The sequence below is a fragment of the Commensalibacter sp. B14384M2 genome, assembly GCF_016101865.1.
GTDB lineage: Bacteria > Pseudomonadota > Alphaproteobacteria > Acetobacterales > Acetobacteraceae > Commensalibacter > Commensalibacter melissae.
In genome coordinates this window covers 330220-351008 of record NZ_JACFPS010000003.1, presented here as the reverse complement: position 1 = coordinate 351008, position 20789 = coordinate 330220, and the positions used below count along the sequence as shown (strand labels likewise).

21 protein-coding genes are annotated in these 20789 nt (G+C 38.9%); 10 read left to right on the top strand and 11 right to left on the bottom strand.

Going from position 1 to position 20789, the window contains the following annotated elements; all coding sequences use genetic code 11:
* Positions 1–751 precede the first annotated feature (751 nt).
* The 3 genes from H3R33_RS07505 (at position 752) to spt (ending at position 4098) form a co-directional block, all read left to right on the top strand.
* Entirely contained in the window at positions 752–2485 is a 1734-nt protein-coding gene (locus H3R33_RS07505; RefSeq protein ID WP_347401048.1) for a fatty acyl-AMP ligase, read from the top strand.
* Between the two features lie 158 nt (positions 2486–2643).
* Positions 2644–2886, top strand: a complete 243-nt coding sequence (locus H3R33_RS07500) for an acyl carrier protein (protein ID WP_122124053.1) — start codon at positions 2644–2646, stop codon at positions 2884–2886.
* A gap of 12 nt (positions 2887–2898) precedes the next feature.
* Positions 2899–4098 (top strand): serine palmitoyltransferase, encoded by a 1200-nt coding sequence (spt, locus tag H3R33_RS07495; RefSeq protein WP_198184989.1) that lies wholly within the window; start codon positions 2899–2901, stop codon positions 4096–4098.
* 5 nt (positions 4099–4103) lie between these two features.
* Here spt and H3R33_RS07490 read toward each other — a convergent pair whose 3' ends face one another.
* Both H3R33_RS07490 and H3R33_RS07485 read right to left on the bottom strand, forming a co-directional pair.
* Complete coding sequence (locus H3R33_RS07490; protein ID WP_198184990.1) at positions 4104–5042, bottom strand: hypothetical protein; 939 nt, start codon at positions 5040–5042, stop codon at positions 4104–4106.
* Positions 5043–5058: 16 nt separating this feature from the next.
* Entirely contained in the window at positions 5059–6033 is a 975-nt protein-coding gene (locus tag H3R33_RS07485) for a diacylglycerol kinase family protein (protein WP_198184991.1), read from the bottom strand.
* Positions 6034–6228: 195 nt separating this feature from the next.
* On the opposite strand from H3R33_RS07485, the gene H3R33_RS07480 reads away from it, so the two are divergent.
* The 5 genes from H3R33_RS07480 to H3R33_RS07460 all read left to right on the top strand — a co-directional run bounded on the left by H3R33_RS07480 (position 6229) and on the right by H3R33_RS07460 (position 11050).
* The gene (locus tag H3R33_RS07480) at positions 6229–7116 is read left to right on the top strand and encodes a metallophosphoesterase (RefSeq protein ID WP_198184992.1); all 888 of its coding nucleotides are present in this window, start codon (positions 6229–6231) and stop codon (positions 7114–7116) included.
* A gap of 67 nt (positions 7117–7183) precedes the next feature.
* Positions 7184–8341: an LptF/LptG family permease gene (locus tag H3R33_RS07475; RefSeq protein WP_198184993.1), complete on the top strand. Its 1158-nt coding sequence runs from the start codon at positions 7184–7186 to the stop codon at positions 8339–8341.
* Positions 8341–9438, top strand: coding sequence for an LptF/LptG family permease (locus H3R33_RS07470; protein ID WP_155565976.1), 1098 nt, complete (start codon positions 8341–8343; stop codon positions 9436–9438). Before H3R33_RS07475 ends, H3R33_RS07470 begins: the two co-directional genes overlap by 1 nt.
* The gene (locus H3R33_RS07465) at positions 9435–10259 is read left to right on the top strand and encodes a sterol desaturase family protein (protein WP_230873472.1); all 825 of its coding nucleotides are present in this window, start codon (positions 9435–9437) and stop codon (positions 10257–10259) included. Before H3R33_RS07470 ends, H3R33_RS07465 begins: the two co-directional genes overlap by 4 nt.
* 17 nt (positions 10260–10276) lie before the next feature.
* Positions 10277–11050, top strand: coding sequence for a nucleotidyltransferase family protein (locus H3R33_RS07460; protein ID WP_198184994.1), 774 nt, complete (start codon positions 10277–10279; stop codon positions 11048–11050).
* A gap of 60 nt (positions 11051–11110) precedes the next feature.
* On the opposite strand, the gene H3R33_RS07455 is transcribed toward H3R33_RS07460, so the two are convergent.
* Positions 11111–12001: a formyl transferase gene (locus tag H3R33_RS07455; protein WP_198184995.1), complete on the bottom strand. Its 891-nt coding sequence runs from the start codon at positions 11999–12001 to the stop codon at positions 11111–11113.
* A gap of 13 nt (positions 12002–12014) precedes the next feature.
* Positions 12015–12311, bottom strand: coding sequence for a putative quinol monooxygenase (locus tag H3R33_RS07450; RefSeq protein ID WP_110439034.1), 297 nt, complete (start codon positions 12309–12311; stop codon positions 12015–12017).
* A 166-nt stretch (positions 12312–12477) separates the two neighbouring features.
* Here H3R33_RS07450 and H3R33_RS07445 point away from each other — a divergent pair, with 166 nt between their 5' ends.
* The gene (locus H3R33_RS07445; RefSeq protein ID WP_110439035.1) at positions 12478–13266 is read left to right on the top strand and encodes an inositol monophosphatase family protein; all 789 of its coding nucleotides are present in this window, start codon (positions 12478–12480) and stop codon (positions 13264–13266) included.
* Positions 13267–13336: 70 nt separating this feature from the next.
* Positions 13337–14197 carry a lipid-binding SYLF domain-containing protein gene (locus H3R33_RS07440; RefSeq protein ID WP_232342154.1) on the top strand — a complete coding sequence of 287 codons (861 nt, stop codon included), beginning with the start codon at positions 13337–13339 and terminating at the stop codon, positions 14195–14197.
* A gap of 38 nt (positions 14198–14235) precedes the next feature.
* On the opposite strand, the gene mltG is transcribed toward H3R33_RS07440, so the two are convergent.
* From mltG to H3R33_RS07405, 7 genes are all read right to left on the bottom strand, one after another.
* Entirely contained in the window at positions 14236–15195 is a 960-nt protein-coding gene (gene mltG, locus H3R33_RS07435) for an endolytic transglycosylase MltG (RefSeq protein ID WP_198184996.1), read from the bottom strand.
* 34 nt (positions 15196–15229) lie between these two features.
* The gene (gene fabF, locus H3R33_RS07430) at positions 15230–16510 is read right to left on the bottom strand and encodes a beta-ketoacyl-ACP synthase II (RefSeq protein ID WP_198184997.1); all 1281 of its coding nucleotides are present in this window, start codon (positions 16508–16510) and stop codon (positions 15230–15232) included.
* 48 nt (positions 16511–16558) lie between these two features.
* Positions 16559–16801, bottom strand: coding sequence for an acyl carrier protein (locus H3R33_RS07425; RefSeq protein ID WP_110439039.1), 243 nt, complete (start codon positions 16799–16801; stop codon positions 16559–16561).
* A gap of 191 nt (positions 16802–16992) precedes the next feature.
* On the bottom strand, positions 16993–17736 hold the full coding sequence (gene fabG, locus H3R33_RS07420) for a 3-oxoacyl-ACP reductase FabG (protein WP_110439040.1): 744 nt from the start codon (positions 17734–17736) through the stop codon (positions 16993–16995).
* A 24-nt stretch (positions 17737–17760) separates the two neighbouring features.
* Positions 17761–18717, bottom strand: coding sequence for an ACP S-malonyltransferase (gene fabD, locus H3R33_RS07415; protein WP_198184998.1), 957 nt, complete (start codon positions 18715–18717; stop codon positions 17761–17763).
* 24 nt (positions 18718–18741) lie between these two features.
* Positions 18742–19995: a bifunctional 2-polyprenyl-6-hydroxyphenol methylase/3-demethylubiquinol 3-O-methyltransferase UbiG gene (locus H3R33_RS07410; RefSeq protein WP_198184999.1), complete on the bottom strand. Its 1254-nt coding sequence runs from the start codon at positions 19993–19995 to the stop codon at positions 18742–18744.
* Positions 19995–20756, bottom strand: a complete 762-nt coding sequence (locus H3R33_RS07405; RefSeq protein WP_198185000.1) for a glycine betaine ABC transporter substrate-binding protein — start codon at positions 20754–20756, stop codon at positions 19995–19997. The genes H3R33_RS07410 and H3R33_RS07405 overlap by 1 nt, the downstream gene beginning before the upstream one ends.
* Between the last annotated feature and the right edge of the window lie 33 nt (positions 20757–20789).

The window sequence follows — 20789 nt, the reverse complement described above, 5'->3', positions numbered from 1 at the left end:
AGCACTACAACCAATACGCCACCAGCATATCCCCTTCTCATCCTATACAATTGTCAATGAACAAAATCGTAAAACACATCAAAAACCTTTTGTTCTCTCAATGTCTGTGTGAACTTATCTATACAATTTAAATCTAAGAATCAACCCCTAAATTTTATTTTTTTATTTTTAATTTTAAATCCTTTTTTATTCTAAAAAACCGTTTTTAATTAACAATGTAAATCCGCTCATTTAACAATTTATAAAATAAGATATCAGGTTTACTTCTTTTCTATTTAAAAAATTGACTATTTTCATACTGAAAATGAAATATATTTCCCACTTGTTAATATATAAGTATTATACATACATAAAACGCTGTTCATTCATTTTAAACTGATTGCAATAATGGGATTTAATTAACAAAACAATAATCAGTCCAAAACAGATCTGGTTTTAAAAAAACTGTTTCATATAAATATATATTTGCATAAAAAACTTGCGAAATCTTTATTTTTTTTTAAAAACAAGATTGTTTTTTATTATAAGCCCTATTAAACGTAAATACATAACCATAACAATGAGTTTTTACATGTTGCAAAAAATACTTTCTTCATTTGTAGAAAGCTTCTATACACAATATGTTTGGCAACAGCCAAACAGGATTGCTCTTTTATAATCATAATGAAGTGATTATTATTTATCTTTAGGTATACTTAACAAAAGCAATTTATATATACTGTTTTGTAAAAAACTTGGTGGAATTTTAATTGTGGACATAAACAAACATCCAACACCAACGGATTCTGGTCTTAAACGACGTTTTGGTGATTTTGTTTCTCTTTCTGAGGCTTTAGATTACGCCGCTCAAGGAAAAAGCGGTATTAATTTTTATTCAGCCAAGGGAGTTTTATTAGAATCATTACCCTATTCTGACCTGCGACAACAAGCTATACATGTTGCCAAGCAACTTTTGACCTTGGGACTAGAGAAAGGCGATCGCTTGGCCATTGTTGCAGAAAGTGACAGTGACTTTAGCCGTATCTTTTTTGGCTGCCAATATGCAGGTATTGTTCCCGCCCCAATGCCTCTGCCTGTTGCTTTTGCTGGAAAATCTTCTTATATCAACACCTTGCGGGGAATGATTGAAAACTCTTCCGCAAAAGCGGTTATTATTCCACAAACAATTCAAAGCTGGACGCGGGAAATTATTGAAAAATTTCCTTTATTGTTCGGAGGAAGTCCTGCCCAGCTAAAAGAAATAAAAGTTAATAGCGCCATAGAATTACCAGTTATTCAGGCTGATGATCTTTCTTATCTTCAATTTTCTTCAGGAAGCACTCGTTTTCCTATGGGGGTTGCTGTCACCCAGAAAGCCTGTTTGGCCAATGCTCATGCAATCTCATATTATGGATTGGCAGTAAAAGAAACAGGAGACCGATGCGTTTCATGGTTACCCTTGTATCACGATATGGGGCTGGTTGGATTTTTTCTAACCCCTATGACATGCCAGTTAACCATTGATCTTTTGCCTACCAGGGATTTCGCAAGGCGTCCACATGTCTGGTTGGATCTGATCAGTCGTAATAAAGGGACCCTATCTTATAGTCCATCTTTTGGGTATGAACTTTGTACACGCCGTATGCCTTCCTCAACCCTGGAACTTGATTTATCCTCTTGGCGTGCGGCAGGTATTGGCGGAGATATGATACGTTCTCATATTTTAGAACAATTTGCCGAACAATATCAAAAATATGGTTTTGATTCAAAAGCTTTTGTCGCAAGCTATGGTATGGCGGAAGCGACATTAGCCCTTTCATTCGCACCTTTGGGAGAGGGACTTAAAACCGATACTATTGATTTGCCCCTTCTTGAAACGACAGGTATAGCAAAACCTTCCAATGATCCTTGCGTTACAACCAGAACTTTTACTCTTTGTGGTCCGATACTTCCTGATCATGAAATTGAAATACGGGACGAAAATGGAAATATTCTTCCCGAAAGAAGAGCGGGCAGCATTTACGTGCGAGGCCCAAGCCTTATGAAAGGTTATTTCAATAAAGAAAAAGAAACAGAAGCCGTTCTTGACAAAAAAGGATGGTTAAAAACAGGTGACCTAGGTTATATTCTAAATAACGAAATTGTCATAATTGGACGCGAAAAAGATTTGATTATCATTAATGGGCGAAATATATGGCCCCAGGATCTGGAATGGGCGGCTGAACATGCTTTTAACTCGCTAAGAAGCCGCGATGTCGCTGTATTCTCGGTTGATAAGAATAATCAGGAAACTGTCGTTGCACTTGTCCAATGCCGTGCCATTGATGAGTCTGAAAGAAAAAGACTTCAAGAAGATATGACCAGTCTGTTTAGAAGACAAAATGGTGTAGAAGTATCTGTCCTGTTAGTCCCTCCACATAGCCTGCCGCAAACCTCCTCTGGAAAATTGACACGGGCAAAAGCAAGACAAATGCTTTTAAAAGGAGAATTCGGATTTCATTTTTAAAAATTCAGGTATGAAATGAAATTTTATGGCCTCTTGAACAGAATTTAAAAGCTATTTACAATAAATCAATTCTTTCCTTAGGATATGCGACTGATTGCGTTAAATGTCATCCAATCAGTCATAATCGTTCAAATATTGATATTTAACAAGGTAACACTATGACTGAAACGGTTGAAGAAATTTCAAAAATAATTATTGATACATTATTAGAAAACCCAAAAGTTCCCAAAAACATTTCACCAGACAGCAAAATTATTGAAGATTTGGAATTCGATTCTCTAGCTGTCATGAATTTCGTCATGGAAATTGAAGATAAACTAGACGTATCCGTTCCTTTGGATCGCCTGACAGACGTAAGAACGATTCGTGATCTTGCAGATGCCATCGTTTCCCTTAAATAAAAGCTCTCTCCTATGGATATATTTACAAAATTCAAGCCACTTGAAACTGCTTTCAACCAACTTATTTCCTTTGCCCCGCACAATCCGTTTGGGGTTACAATCGAGAAAACACTTTCTGCAACAGTTGGTACTATCAACGGGAAAGAAACACTTCTTTTTGGAACAAACAATTATCTAGGCCTCAGTCAATCCGAAGAGGCACGAAAAGCAGCTGCTGAAACAGCTATGCGATATGGTGTTGGAACAACGGGATCCAGAATTGCCAATGGCTCTTATTCCTTACATCAATCACTCGAACAAGAACTGGCCCAGTTCTTCAACCGTCGTTCCTGCATGGTTTTTTCAACAGGATATCAAGCAACCCTCGGCATGGTATCAACTCTTGCCGGTAAGGATGATTACCTTTTCTTGGATGCGGACTGTCATGCCAGTATTTATGATGGCAGCAGACTCAGTCAGGCACAAATTATACGTTTCCGACACAATGACGCTGACGATTTACGTAAGAGATTACGCCGAGTTGGCAATATAAATGGTATTAAACTGGTTGTGGTGGAAGGGGTTTACTCCATGTTTGGAGATATCGTTCCCCTCAAAGAATTTATCCAGGTCAAGAAAGAGGAAAATGCTTATCTCATGATTGATGAGGCACATTCTTTTGGTGTTTTTGGTGAACATGGTCGAGGAATTGCAGAACGTGAAAACGTGGAACAAGACGTTGACTTCATCGTGGGAACTTTTTCTAAAAGCTTGGGTACTGTTGGAGGATATTGTGTTTCCGATTATCCACAAATGGATAGATTACGTCTTTGTACCAGACCCTACATGTTTACGGCCTCTTTACCTCCCGAAGTAATCGCCGCAACACGTGAAAACTTGAAAATCATCGCTAACCGTCCTGAATTGAGAAATAAACTAAAGAATAATGCCTCCCGGTTTTATCATGCATTACAGAATGCTGGTTTTCAAACTGGTCCAGATATCAGCTCTGTTGTTTCTGTCATCTTGAATGAATTACCTCAGGCTGCTCATTTCTGGAACAGGGTGTTAGAATTGGGGGCTTATATTAATCTTAGCCTGCCTCCCGCTACACCGGATAACAGACCTTTATTAAGAGCGAGTATCGCCGCGGCCCATACAGAAGAACAGATTGACCGACTAGTTCAAATCTACATTCAGGCGGCTAAAGATGTAGGGCTAACTCTTAATTAAAATCTTTATCGTTTGAATAAACCCTGTCGATATAATTTGAATAATATCCAGGGTGCATTTATAAGGGGATATTTTTTTTGGAACGCTGTCAATTCAAGATTAATGTCACGGTGTCGATTAATTTTCCACACAATATACTGCGCCCCCCCTTCAAACGTGAAAGCGGCCTTAATTAATCGGCAAATATTCAAGGGTCGACCCAATATTTTCCGAATCTTCCAGCGTTTTCTAGCATATTCTCGTTGATCCTTTGACACAGATGGAAATAGAAAATAATTTTTTGTCTCGTTATAGGATATTCCTGCTTTTTGCCAGCCCAGCTTTAAAAGTTGCTTAAAGTAATCTTCTCTATTTTCCAAAATCAACATTGGACGATTATTTGATTCCACCCTTAGCTCGACATCATAAGTATGACGGAATAATGAACACCAATATTTTTCCGCAGTCCCATATTCTGGTCCCAAAAAAGTGGCCCACCATATGGCTGTATTTACCGCTCTTATGAGACAATCCAACAATGCCTGTTTTCCTTTATCATCTTTCCACCAAAGAATCTTAACAGGCTGACAAAAACGCGCCCACATCGTTGTATCAATGGATTGTAAAGCAGTAGCTTTTTGAAGTTGATCTATTGATAATATCGCAACTTTGGCCCTTAAATTAACATTCCCCTCACTCCATTCATGATATTCAATATTCGGAGGTAGACAATAATTAATCACAATTTTAAAACAATCTTCCGGATACCAATCAGACAAATTTTGACAAACAACATAAAAATCAAGCAAACCTGTCAGTTCTTTTTTCCATAAAGAAGAACCGTAATAGATAACACCTATGGGTTGCCGATCTCCTATGATCTGTTTAACGAAGGCGGTAACAGATTCTGGAACAGAATGCTGATCAAATGAAGTAGCCAATAATTGTGACAAGGATGATGACATAAACAGCCGACATTATCTATAAACGGACAAACGAAAATTTGGGACCGGTCGAAAGAAGGATACAATGATCCTCGCCTGTATCAAACTGTTCTCCATCAAGAATAATATCCTCTTTGATTGACAGTTTTATTTTATTGGCGGTACCACTAAGATAATTAGGATCATTTAATAACCATTCTGGCGTTTTACCTCTTAATAAGGCGAAACATGCCGCCAACAGATGTGGAGGATGTGCCTTAACATTCAAATAATGAAGACTATCATCCCCTACATATCGGTTAAAAAACGGCCACATTCCATGAGATAGGCTCTGTAAAGTCGTCGATAAAAACAAAAAGCAATTCTCCTGATATGATTTCTTTTCATCAATGAAAAAAGAGCATATATTGCCGTTAAGCCATAAATCCCGTGTTTTTGAAAAAAATAATTTTAGTAAAGACGTTATAATGGTGATTGCCACAGCACCATCATGAGGAAAATTTTTTAAAATCGTCGGGTTATGTGCAATCTGAATAGCCTTCGTAAATGCCGCTGCACCTTGAAACATTCCCAAAACAGGCGGGCGAGAGGGATCAGACCATTCAATTTTTAATGCATGACGATGCTGAACCATAAAATGCAATCGCTGACGTTCTGCCAAAGTCCTGATACGCTTAAGAGCATTGATTCCCCGAATACCGAATCCAATATCCTTGGCTATTAAATTTGTATTTCCTGAAGGAAGAATAATGAGGCTTGGCAATTTATCATGTGGATAACAGCTATAAATAGCTGTCATGACATGACTAATCGTGCCATCTCCACCATCTATAATGATACAATCAACCCCTGTTGCGACAAAACGATTTAACGTTTGCATCATATCATCAACAGTTCGTGGCGTAGAATAATTTTCACCTAACCAGTTCAAGGCAAAATCTGTAAATTCCTTATCCTCTTTCTGATTTAATCGACTGACAGGATTTTTAATTAAGGCAATATTCTGATTCACGGATTGCTTCTAACATTCTATAGTATCTTGTTTTAATTTAATATGAGGAGTAATAAACGTTTGTATAGTTTTGATGTTATCATTCCTTCCCATTTGCTTCTTTTATGAAAAAAATTGTGCAAAAATCAACTATATTATCATGATTTCAAGTATGTTACATAAAATAGCATAGAATATATTTAAGGATAGTCTCTTTTGAAACGCTTTACAATTGCCCATATTTCGGACATTCATCTTCCCTTGGAAAGCATTCAATTTCCGAAATTATCCCTTGTCAATAAACGATTTTTAAGTTTTCTGTCCTGGAAAAAAAGACGCCTTTCTTTGCAAAAAAAGAGACTTGATATCATTATTGACGATATTTCCAGAGAATCTCCCGATCTTTTATTAATATCGGGAGATCTCACCAACTTGGCTCTGCCTGAGGAATTTAAACAGGCAGCTGACTGGTTGCATCATCTTCCTTTTAAAAATATAAATATTATCCCAGGGAATCATGATGCGCTTGTTAAAACACAATGGCACAATAGCTACGCTTTCTGGTCACCCTGGTCACAGGCTTACAATCATGACGATTACCCTATCATAACCCGTTATGGTTCTATCGCTGTCATTGGCATTAATACAGCTGTTCCCACGCCTCCCTTTTTTGCAAATGGCCAGGTTGGAAATTATCAGCTGAATCAAATCAGATATGCACTCCAACAACTTAAAAAAGATAATTTATTCAGAATTGTGATTTTGCACCATCCCCCTGTATCAGGAATTGTTTCGGAAAGAAAGGCCTTAAAAGACAGGAAAAAATTGCAAAAAATATTATATGAAGAGGGTGTCGAAATTATTCTTTTTGGGCATGTCCATCGTACCATTACCCGAAAATTTCTTAACACCAATATACCGATGCTGGGAATTGCTTCTGCCTCTTCCAATTCAAACCGTCCGTATCACCAAGCCGCTTGGCGTAAAATCGTAATTGAAAAATTGGATGATCACTTTCATACATTTTCAACGGTACGCTTTATAGACAAAAATGGTGATTTTTCTCAAACCCACTCCTTTTATATAGATCACTATTTTCAGTAAATCCTTGTTGAAATTTCATTTAAAAAACCAGAGTTTGACCAGATTTTTATCAACGATCCACATCAAGATGTTGGATTCCTACCTTTTTGCGCAAGCTCTACCAAGTTTTATTATTTCTCTTGGAGTTATCCTTGCCGCCTTGATGCTGGAAAGATTGCTTGTTTTACTTGACCTATTAGCGGCAGACAGCAGCCCCCTCAGTACTTTTCTTGGCTTACTGGCTGATCTGATCCCTCATTATCTTGGTCTTGCCATTCCGGCAGCCTTTTGCGTATCAATTTTTTCAAGTATTCGTCAGTTAAATCTTAATAATGAAATTGATGCACTATTAAATGCTGGAAAATCCCTTTTTCAATGTACACGGTCTTACATCATAAGTGGTATTGCCGTCAGTTTTTTTTGTATAATATTATATGGTTATATTCAGCCATATGCCCGATATGATTTTCGCGCAGCTTTTTTTTATGCCTCTCATGCTGGATGGGCACCCCATATTCAAAGCCATATGATTGTTCAACCCAATAACCACACTGTTATGATCGTTGACAAAGCTAGCCAAAACGGAACCCAGCTTTCAGGAATCTTCATAAGACAAACAAAATTAAATGATAAAAAACAACTGGTTGAACAAATTATTCTGGCCGATAAAGGGAATTTTTATTCACTGGCCGATCATTCAAAAATAATGCTGACCCTTTATGATGGTCAAAATCTTACATTAAACCCGAATAACAACAATAATATAACAGATTTTTCCAATGCTTCACGAATAATACAAAACACAAACAAGAAAAACATTTTTAGGGAAAGAGGCAGCGATGAACGCGAACTAACCCTAACAAATCTCTATGAACAAATTCAGCACCATACCTATCAAGACATCCCAATTTTAGATATAAAGGCTGAATTTCATTTTCGTTTAGTCCGCGCCTTATCAATTATTGCCATTCCTTTTCTTGCTGTCGCCTTAGCCATTACACCAAAACGTCGTAAAAGAAATTTAGGTCTTGGAATCGCGGCAATCATTCTTGTTGCCTATGATCATATTCAACAACTGGGTTTAACCCTTGTTTCACACGGACATGACAATGCTTTTGTCGCTTTATGGCTACCATTTTTTATATTCTTGTTTTTTTGCTTTGGCTGTCTATTCTTAAAAAACAATCCTTTTCTCCTTACCTCTCGCAATTTGTTAAGACACTTTTCAAAGTCTTCGGATAAATAATGAAAAAATTATTGAAACGTTATGTGTTAACCTTTTATTTATCCAGTCGCTTGTTAGCAACGACTTTTACTACTGTCATTATTTTAACAGCAATCATGGAGGTTTTAACCCTATTGGAACAAACCTCTTCTATTTTGGAACGACAACTTGGGCTAAAAGGGGTTGTTCATTTCATGATGCTGAAATTACCTTTACTTTTTAATTCTGTTTTACCCTTAAGTACCCTTATCGGTTTCTTGATCGCCCTCACTCAATTGACAATCAACAATGAGATAACCATCCTACGATCCATAGGCCTATCGACATGGGGACTGATAAAAAAATTAATACCTGTTACGCTATTGCTAAGTTTTCTATGTTTTATTATGTCTGACCAAATTACACCCAAAACGGAACTGGATCTGGCAACATGGTGGAACAAAACCAACCCGCATCCCGAAAAAGAAAATAATTTCTATTTTTACAGCAATCTTGATATCATCAATATTGATCATATTGCCTATGGAGGAAATAAAATTACAGGACTGACGATCATCAAGCGTCGTGATTTATCTCATATTGACTCGGTGCTTATTGCTGATGAAGTCATTCATAAAAACCACCAATGGATTTTCTCTCATGCAAAATTCCTGCAAAACAAACCGGATATTCCATTAAAATTTCATGAATTAACAAATGAAAAAGAAAGAATATGGAATATTAACCTGACACCACATACCCTTATAAGACTATCTTCAAAATCAATGCCACAATCCATCCATAATATGGTTCTAGAATTATCATATCAACAACCTTTCAAAATGCCTACGAATTATATAAAAACAACAATTTGGGGAAGATTGTGTTTACCCTTTACTTTTATCATGATGCTAATTATTACTGTACTTGTGACCTACATCCCGCCACGTGCCGGGTTACGTAGCTGGATCCCCATCTATTGTTTGGGATATGGATTGTTATTTATTATATTCCAAGAAGTCCTGCATGCTTTGGGGAAAGCAGGAACCATACCCGCCCCAGTGGCTTCACTTTCTGCCTTCCTTGTCTTTATGTTAGCTACATGCACTATCATTCTATCAGTTGAAGAAAAACAATGAGCAACCAATCTATCTTTCAAATTATGCGCAATCAAGACCTACGTTCCGGACGTAGTTACGATTTAGGTAAAATGGGACTAAAACAATTATGGGTGGCCTATTTGACGCATCCAACCATCCTATTATATTTCAGCCTTATTATTGGATGTATTGTCGCTGTCTGCTACACGTTCAATGGATGGGTTCCTGTCTTAAGTTCAATTATCGTCATGATATTTGGCTTTCCATTAATCTGGTATATTATCCATCGCTGGATCATGCATGTTTCGTTACTATACAGAATGAAATGGTCGGCTTCACTATGGAAACGCATTCACTTTGATCATCATCAGGATCCCCATCTTTTAAATGTATTATTTGGATCACCCTTGAATACCATACCAACCATCATTATCATTGGGGGCGGCTTGGGATATTTAGTTGGTGGATTTTGCGGTTTCTTTGCCTCTATTGGTACAGCTGTGTACATGTCATGTTTTTATGAATTTTTTCATTGCATTCAACATTTGAATTATAAACCAAAATCCAGGTATGTAAGTCATATTAAACAGGTTCATGTTTTACACCACTTTCATTATGAAAAGGGAAACTTTGGTATTACCAACTATTTTTGGGATAAAGTCTTCGGTACCTATTATGAAGATGCCAAGGCACGCCCACGGAGCCCAACTGTATTTAACATGGGATATACTGTGAAAGAAGCTGAACATTATCCTTGGGTTATGCTAAAAACCGGGGCTCCTCCACGTGATCGTCCCGCAGGATCTAATTTTCGGGAGCATAAAAAAGATTGCACCCAACACACTCAAAAAGCAGCCTAAAAGGAATTGGGGCCATTATGGAACGTGAACCCATCAATGCTTTAATTCTGGCTGGGTCAAGGCAAGGGAAACAAGATCCTTTGGCTTTGCATGCTCACGTTTCGCACAAGGCGATTATTCCCGTATTGGGAAAACCAATGATCGAATATGTTACCGAAACCCTTGCAAAAATAGAATCCATTAATAAAATTGCTGTTTCAATTGAAAAGTTCGAGGTTGTTAGGGATATTCTACCCAACTTTATTAAGTATCTTTCCACCTGTCCTGGTCCAAGTGCAAGCATCATCCAAGCCATTCAAGCATTGGGAACCCCCCTATTAATAACAACCGCTGATAACCCCTTACTTCAACCGGAATGGGTGGAATATTTCATACAGGAAGCGGAGGCCTCACAATGTGACCTTGCTGTTGGTATCGCCCTAAAGGAACAGATTGAAAAAGATGTTCCAAACACAAAAAGAACTTACATCAAATTGGCTGACGGTTCTTTTTCTGGTTGCAATATTTTTATGTTTCGAACACCAAGGTCCATTCAAGTCGCAAAACTTTGGCAAAAATTGGAAAGTTATCGCAAAAGTCCAGTAAAAATGGGCTTGCTATTGGGATATTCAATAATCTTGCGATATATCCTGCATCGCTTGACTAGAAAAGCACTTAAAAAAAGAATTTTCAAATTAACCAAGGTTAAGATTGATTTTGTAATTATACCTTGGGGGCAGGCTGCCGTGGATGTGGATAAACCTGATGATCTCCACTTGGTTAATAATTTGATGTCTGACCGATCAAATTAAATCAATTCTTACACATTTCATTGGTTTAAAATCAAAAAATCAATAAATATTCCAAGCTTTTTAAAATATTCCATGTATTTGATATCGCCTGTCAATCAAGAAACGCCTCACAGGCTGTCTAAGTATTTTTTTACCATCTATCAGACTATAGGGGCCAGCCTTACTTAATGTATGCACCCCTTGATTATATTCGCCAAATATTGAACCTTTATTGAACTGGCCTGTAATTCTTGCTTCAAATTGATCAGGGGTTAATTCAATAATGTTTAAAAATGTCAGTCCCCCTCCATAAGTCAAGCTGCAATCCTGTGTCGGTAAAATAATACCCTGAGATGTAATGACTGCATTACCACCAGGACGTGCACTTGAGGGGGAAATCCTTACGGGATTAAGTGAATGAGAATGCCATGTTCCTGCGAGACTTTCCGACCAGGCAACAGATAAAACGCTTTGCCGACTTAACCCTTCCCTTACAGGAGTATAAAACATCCACCATAAATCATTATAAAATAATACAGTCGGATCAATGGCCACTTCAGGAAAAGAAAAAGAGGATACCTTCTCCCAATGAAATGGAAACTCAACTGCTTTATATAAACTGGTTTCACCTGATTTGTATGCCTCTGGCAGCATGTAAACCAACCCCTGATCCTCAATTAACATTGGATAGGATAGATGCCAGGGTTTCTCCAATACAATTTTTCGATCAATAAGTGAAAGCTGTTGATCAAGAATTAATACCTCTATACGGCCATGACGATCTCTGTAATCATATGCTTCCGCAAAAACATATAGTTTATTATCTCTATAGAGGCCAAAAGGATCAGCAAGAAATTTGAACGTATCCTCCTCTTTTATCCAATGAATATCGCAAATATCACAAGCTATCACATCCTCAACCGGTGCCTTGACAATACCAATGCGCCATATATCCGTTTCAAAAATCGACATCAGAAATACAAATTTATTTTGCGGGTATTAAATTCAGTAATTCAAGGGGCTTCACAGCAAAAGGTTTTACCACGCGCATCAGATTCTGGAAATGTTCCGTTTCGCAATGCGCATCCAAAGCCTGTTGATTTGCCCAACATTCAATAAAAACAATTTTATTAGGCTTGTCACTTTGAAAATAGGCTGTATAGCTATGATTTCCTTTTTCCTCTCTTGAACGAGAAACACACACATTCACAGCATCTGAAATTTTTGACCAGGCCCCTTCATCAATTTCCAGTATAGCAACCAAATTAACTTCCTGAGACATAATTCGTTCCTTATTTTTTAAATAAAAATAATACGTTTCATCTTTATCAAATTTTTATCTTAAAATAGTAAACAATCTGATTCTATAAAAAATTAAATATTTCTGATAAAATTCACTATAATCATATGATTTAAATTCATTCAATCATTTAAGGTTAAGACCAATTATGAGTGACGCACTTTCACGTCGTTTTATAGCTGCACAAGAAATTGTCAAAAATGCATCTGAAATTGCCTTACAAATGCGGCCCAGTCCAGGGGGACCCCAAGGATCCCTTAAACATGCCCAAGACTGGTTGACCGAAACAGATGGCAAGATCGAAACCTATATTTCAAAAGCAATTCAATCCCTCTTTCCCGAAGATGGTTTTCAAGGAGAGGAAAAGGGGAAAACACGTTCAGGGTCGTTAAGATGGATTGTCGACCCTATCGATGGAACATCAAACTATGCACGTGGCAGAAATCGGTGGTGTATTTCTCTTGGCCTTATGGAAGAAAATGTTCCCACTCTCGGTATTATTGCAGCTCCATGCGTAAACGAATTCTATACTGCCCGTCTAGGAAAAGGGGCATTCATGAATGAAAAGCCCATTCATGTTTCCGATGTTAAAGATCCAAAAATATCCATGATTGAACTGGGCTGGAGTCACGTCAGTAAAATCGATGAATTTCTAAAAAATGCAGAAGCTATCTTAAAAACTGGCGCAATGATTCGCACTTTGGGTTCAGGCACCATGTCCCTCGTCGATGTTGCGAGCGGTAGACTGGATGGACATTTTGAAATGGCCATTAATTTATGGGATGTGGCGGCAGCACTCGTTTTACTTAGAGAAGCTGGTGCCTGTATTTCACCTTTCTTGGAAAATGGTGGCCTTCATCAAATGACACCTATTTTAACCGCAGCTCCAGGAATTTCGGATATCCTCTCGAAAACACTTCATATGTCCTTATCATAAATCGCTTTTATGTTAAACTACCGATCTGTCTTTTCTTTTTCGTCAAACCTGAACTATATTGTTTAATCCTATGAAAAATAATTTCATCTTTAAATATGGTACGATGTTTTGCTTTTCAATGCTGTCAATATTTTCTCTTCAGCATGCCAAGGCCAAAACTGACAAAGTACAATCTATTGTAGACCATTCTCTTTTAACAGTTGAGGATGTCTTTGCAAATATTCCCACATCCAGCCGTGTCTATACCCGTTTAAAAAACGCCAGGGCAGTGATGATTTGCCCAAATATTACACATATCTCCCTAGTGTTTGGAGGCTCCGGGGGAGATTGTGTGCTTCTTTCTAGGGATGCAAGAAATTCTTGGTCCAGTCCTGCTTTTTACAAAATGTCAAGTGGCTCTTTTGGTATACAGCTTGGTGTACAAAATACAGAAGTCATGCTTTTCATCATGAACGAACGCAGTTTGCGCAAATTGTTGGACAGCCAATTTACAATGGGAGCCAGTGCCTCTGCAACAGCAGCAAAATCCAGTAGCGATGCCAACAAGGATACAGCAGATATTTATAACCTGCAAAAAGCATCAGGATTATTTGTCGGAGCCTCTCTAAAAGGATCTAAATTAAAAATTAACAGTAGTGCCAATCATAAATATTATAACCAGATTGTGGGACCAGAAGATATTGTCATGGCAATGCGCGTTAACAATCCAGCGGCAAACCGTCTGCGTAAAATCCTGATCAAATATTCAAATATGGCAAAAACTGTCCAACCTGACAAAAAATCATCCAAAAATCATAATGTAGAGGATGATAATGGCGATACCAATACCAACGATGATTCAGGTGCGATTGACCTTGCCCCACAAAAAGGCTCCTCATCACATAATATTAAATCTGAAAATTTGCCCCCCCCTTCAAAATCCAGAAAATAAAAAACCTATTCTATATTTTAAAAGATAGTTTTTAAAAACTATCTTTTTTTCTCCGCGGCAACATTGTGATTATGTTCTGCAAGACTTGTTGAAAAACTATGTCCACCCGTTCCATTTGCAACAAAATATAATATTTTTCCTTCTGCAGGATGTGCAACAGCCTCCATAGCGGCTTCACCAGGAGAGCATATTGGTGTAGGCGGTAAAGCGCTGGTCCAATAAGTGTTATATGGGTTGACAATTTCCAGATCCTGTCGAGTTAGCCTGCGATCAAAATCATTTTTTCCATCAGTCAGGGCATAAATCACTGTGGGATCTGATTGTAATCGCATGCCAAGATGCAGACGATTGATAAATACACGGGCAACCATGGGACGCTCACGTTTTAAAGCGGTTTCCCGCTCAACAATTGAGGCAAGGGTAACCAAATCCTGTTGCGTTTTTATCTCAGCAAGAACCTGTCGTTCACCCCAGATTTTTTGCAGTTTTTTCTGCATTGCCTGTTGCATACGGAATATCATCTTTTCACGAGACATACCCCATTCATAGGCATAGGTCTGGGGCAATACCGTTCCCTCTTCTGGTGGCTGTATCTGTCCTGTCATATAGGGGGCATCATTAACCAAATTCGTAATCTGATAGGCTGTCAGCCCTTCTGGAATGGTTAATTTATGCTGTACAGGTTTTGCATACCGCAAGATATCGATAACCTGTTGAATCGATGCCTGCTTCGGAAAAGAAAACTCAGCCGCGTGTAACGTCCCGGCCTTATCTGTCAGCTTTATGCCACTACGAAAAATAAAACTGCCCCAATAGGATTGAGTGACAACCTTTTCTTTCTGAAGTTGGTTTAATATTGCCGCGACATTTCCCTTGGCAATAACCACATTTTTAGCATTATCCAAAGGACCGGGAGCAAAATAGGTATATTTTCCGTAAAAGAATACAGCAAGCAGGCATACAAGTAATGCACTGACCCCATATAACAATCGACGCATTACAATTTAACCCATGATATATCTTAGTAAATTTTCATACTCTTTTAAAAATCAGGCTCGCATTCGTGCCACCGAAACCGAAACTATTGGATAGGGCAGCATCAACTTTTCTTTGCTGGGCAGTATGAGCTATACGATCAATGACACTTTCCCTTGATGGATTATCAAGATTCAAAGTGGGAGGTACCTCATTATTACATATTGATAATAGAGAGAAGATCGCCTCAACCGCACCTGCTGCACCTAATAAATGACCAATAGCCGTTTTTGTTGAAGACATTGCCAAATGTTTGCTTGCATCCCCAAACAACCGCTCGACAGCTTCAAGTTCGAGATCATCCGCCATGGTTGATGTACCATGTGCATTAATATAATGGATATCTTCCAATGATAATCCTGAATGCTTAATGGCCGATGCCATTGCACGATAAGCACCTTCATGCCCTTCTGCTGGAGCAGTGATATGATACGCATCACCTGACATGCCATATCCAGCCACCTCACCATAAATTTTTGCGCCACGGGCTTTCGCATGTTCATATTCTTCTAACACAAGAACACCGGCACCTTCTCCCATAACAAATCCGTCACGATCCTTATCCCAGGTTCTTGACGCTTTTGTAGGTGTATCATTGAACCCCGTGGATAATGCTCTGGCAGAACAGAACCCTGCAATACCCAATTCACATACAGCCGCTTCCGCTCCTCCGGCAATCATTACATCAGCATCGCCAAGCGCAATCAAACGGCTTGCATCTCCAATAGCATGCACTCCTGTTGCACAGGCTGTCACTACCGCATGATTAGGCCCTTTAAAGCCATATTTGATGGAAACATATCCTGAAACCAAATTAATCAAGGCAGATGGAATAAAGAACGGAGAAACTTTTCGAGCCTGACCTTCATTAACCTTGATTGAGGTTTCATAAATGGTTTGCAGCCCACCAATTCCTGAACCAATCATGACACCGGTAGCCATTTGATCCGCTTCATTTTTGGGTGTCCAGCCAGAATCCTCCACTGCCTGAATAGCCGCCACTAAACCCAATTGAATAAAACGGTCCATTTTCTTTAAATCTTTAACGGGGATCCATTCAGACAGGTTTAACCTGCCCTCTCCCTTTGAACCTTCAGGAACTTCCCCGGCAATACGTGCAGCAACACGTGAAGCATCAAAACTTTTGATTTTGTCAATGCCGCTTTCACTTGCAACAAGTCTTTTCCAAACATTATCGATACCAATTCCAAGAGGGCTTACAATCCCCATTCCAGTAACAACTACCCTGCGGTGTGGCCATGAACTTGTACTCGTCATTAAATTATCCTGTAAGTTTTATGAATCGATAATGTTATAGACTTTTAATTAAGATGCCTGTTTCTGTTTTTCAATATAATCGATAGCATCCTTGACTGTTGCAATCTTTTCTGCGGCATCCTCAGGAATTTCCACATTAAAAGCCTCTTCAAAAGCCATAACAAGTTCAACTGTATCCAAGCTGTCCGCACCCAAGTCATCAATAAAGGAAGCTTCAGGCGTTACCTTTGATTCTTCAACACCAAGATGTTCAACAACAATTTTTTTTACTTTGTCAGCAATTTCACTCATTATATTCGTCCTTTTACAGCTATAAAGCTTACATGTTTATACTATATTACCAAAGTTCCAAAGAATTTTTAGAACTTTATACGATTTTATCACAATGGTATTGGGGAAATATCACATTTCCCCCAAATAACCAAGCAAAAGCAATATTATAATTTTATAAAATGTTCAAATGGTTCACAAAGCAAGGATCTTTACACCATATACATGCCACCGTTAACATGCAAACATGTTCCAGTAACCCAATCTGTCTCTTCAGAAGCCAGATAGACAGCTGCGGATGCAACATCCTCCACCTGTCCCATTCTATTTCTTGGAATTCTTTGTAATAATCTAGATTGTTGCTCTTCTGATAATACGGCAGTCATTGGTGTTTCAATAAAACCGGGGGCAATAACATTAACGGTAACGCCTTTTTTCGCCACTTCTAACGCCAGACTTTTACTCATAGCGATTAATCCGCCTTTTGCAGCTGAATAATTGGCCTGACCAACATTACCAATAAACCCAATGATCGAAGCGATATTGATAATGCGTCCTGAACGCCGGCGAACCATTCCCTTTAACGCAATCTGACATAATTGGAAGGGCACAGACAAATCCACATCCAGAACCTCGGACCATTCCGATTCCTTCATTCGGATTGAAAGATTGTCCCGCGTTAATCCGGCACTATTAACCAGGATATCGACAGGTGCATTTGCCTGCCTCTCTGCATTCGGGATAAGCGCTTTTAAAGATTCCTGATCCTTGAGGTTGGCTGTTTGAACAAATGCGTTCTGTTCACCCAACTCTTTTTGAACCTCTCTTAAAACGTTTTCCCTGGTTCCCGACAAAACAACCCTTGCCCCTTGCTGAACAAATGCCTTGGCAATCGCTTGACCAATTCCACCCGAGGCACCAGTAACCAACGCTACCTTATTATCTAGTCTGAACATAATCTTCATAATCCTTGTGTTCTTTTAAAAAGCAGAAAGAATTTTTGCAAATTCTTCAAGATCTGCAGGTGTATCAACAGAACAAACCTTGCTATCCCGTGCAGTACGCTGCATGATTTTAGACAAAACCTTACCTGCACCAACTTCAACAAAAAAATCAACTTCCTGATCAATCATATATCGCATAGTTTCTGCCCATCTTACAGAACCTGTTATTTGTCTAACCAATGAATCCCTGACAAAAGAAGAAGAATTTTCATAAGGGCAGGCGGTTATATTTGCGATAACAGGAAAATTAAATGGTTTGGGATTTGTTTTAGCCAAGGCATCCCGCATTTCCCGGGCAGCGGGTTCCATTAACGGACTATGAAATGGTGCTGACACAGGCAATTCAACAACTCTACGGATACCAGCTTCCTTGGCTATGGCTATAATCCGTTCAATCGCGTCCATATGACCAGAAACCACAACCTGAGACGCACCATTATCATTGGCAACTACAACAACCGAATTTCCCTGCGTGGCCTGTTTACATAAATCCTGAACCTGTCCAATCGTGACGCCTATAAGTGCAGCCATTGCTCCCTGACCAACCGGTACCGCATTTTGCATTGCACTGCCGCGCGTCCGTAACAAATTGACAGTTGTAACAAAATCAAACACATTGGCAGCACAAAGAGCAGAATATTCACCCAAGGAATGTCCTGCTGCCATTGAAACCAGATGATTGGCATCAATATTAAATTCTTTTTCCAAAACCCTGATTACGGCCATGGAATGTGTCATTAATGCAGGTTGTGTATTTTGCGTTAAAGTCAACGCTTCCACAGGCCCCTCCATCATAATTTTGGATAATGGCTGCTTTAACGTTTCATCCAACGCTTCATAGACTTCTCTGGCAATTGGAAATGCTTCAGCCAATGCCTTACCCATACCAACATATTGGCTTCCCTGACCGGGGAATAAAAATACACATTTCATAATAGATGATTCCAATAAAATAAATTAAACGGCAGATCTTACAAAAAGCTGGTTAATACTTTGTAAAATTTCAAAAGTCTGCTTCCACAAAGGTAAAATACGGTGTTCCTCAATACCCCGTTTTTTGACAATCTCAATTATTTCTCCAACCGAACGGCGATTGTCAACAAGTCCCAAAAACCCGCGTGCCTGTGCAGGTAAAGGAAGCATAATCGTCAACATTCCAAAAGAATAAGGAAGCAGATTGGATGGTAAAATCTGATTGGCAAGTATTTCTCCAGGCGTTTCCCGCATAAAAGGAATTGAATCAGAGGCACATGGATCAGCAAATTGTATATTATCTTCCGCGCGACGCACATACACAACATGCGTTGACATATTCCCAGCCAAAGATTCAGCCAGACTAGCCTGTGTTCTTATATCAAACTGCCTGAATTTTTCTCTGATCTTTGGATCTGTTATTAAATAAGCAGGATCATAACGCGCAGGCTCCACCAAACAGTTTACCGCCAACTCATTTTTATCCAACAGATCCCATAATTCAGCAATTTTATAGGATCGGTCACGCGGGTTTAATAAAAGATCATACAGACCAGCGTCACCTCCAGTTAAATGATCACCAAAATTTCCATTAAATCTGAGCCAGGCAGTCGATGGAAGATGCTTCATGATTCTTTTTGCAACATCCAAACGCTTTACTGGTGGATCTGACAAAGAGGTCAGTTTGGATAATGCTTCCTGCACCATATAAACGCCAGTACGACCATAGGGAGCATAAACCATCAATCCCATCCCGCCGCCAGGATTTAGTTGTTCCCTTAATATTTGCAGGGCAGCAGCAGGATCAGGCAAATGATGCAAAACACCACAACAATCAATATAATCAAACAACCCGAGATTTAAATCTGGCAATTCAAGAATTGAACCCTGAACATAACGGATATTACTCAATTTCCGTGTAGCTGCCCGTTCTTTAACAATTTTCAAAACTGCCTCAGCCCGATCCAAACAGATCACTTCACCAGAACGTTGGTGTCGTGCCATTTGTTGAGCCACCATGATTGCTGCATCACCGGTTCCACAACCAGCAATCAAAATCCTTAATGGTTGCGTATAAGAACGATATCCTCCAAATACCCAATAATCAATTTCATTCAAATGGCTTGGACTGCCTATTAATAAGCGTTTGGTTTCATCCTTTGGATTGCGTTCGGGATATGGATAGGCCTCATATTGCCTTGCCAACCCCAAATCTTGCTGATCATTTTTATGGGCCATTATGCTCTTACAACCAATTTACCACGCTGCCAAGCTTCTGCCGCCTCATCGGCACTCATCCCCTGATTGCGTATTGCATTTTCCATGAACTGAACAATCTGATTACCCAACATCATTTCCTCAAGCTCATCAATCAAGTCACCCCCAAATCGCTGAATCCAATTGGGGTTTAATAGCATGGCCGCTTTTTGTTTCCGTATAAAAATATTCTCGGATTCCCTCAGACGATAAAAATTTCCTGAATCCGTGAACAATGCCGGTTCATAAAGCATCATTAACTCGGGTTCTTGTGAGTGGATTATTTCCTGATAATGAGTCAACGTCTCTTCATCTGCAATAGGTTTCAATTGATAACCAGCCTCGATCAAACCATATTCTTTCATGATTTTATTCGCGAAAACCTGCAAAGTTTCACAAACCGTGATTTCACGATGAAGAAATGAAGCTGTTATAAGTTGATCAATAGAACCCACATGTTCTTGAAACTTTTTTGGCAAAGCAAAAGAGATAGAGGGTTGATAAAGATTTCCAATCATCTTGAAATTCGGATTGGATTGAATGATATCGGCATGAATATCAGGCAACCATACACTTACAAACAAATCAATTTTCCCAGCAGTCAGCTCCTGCGTCAAATCCCTACATTCACCGGTAATTAATTCTATATCCGTTATTCCATGGGCCTCTAACACACGTGTTATAACCGCTGCTGTTGCTTCATGTATCAAATTATCAAAAAAACCAAGCTTTAAAGAATCCATCCCTGTTAATGTCCCACTCTTGTTCAGAAAATT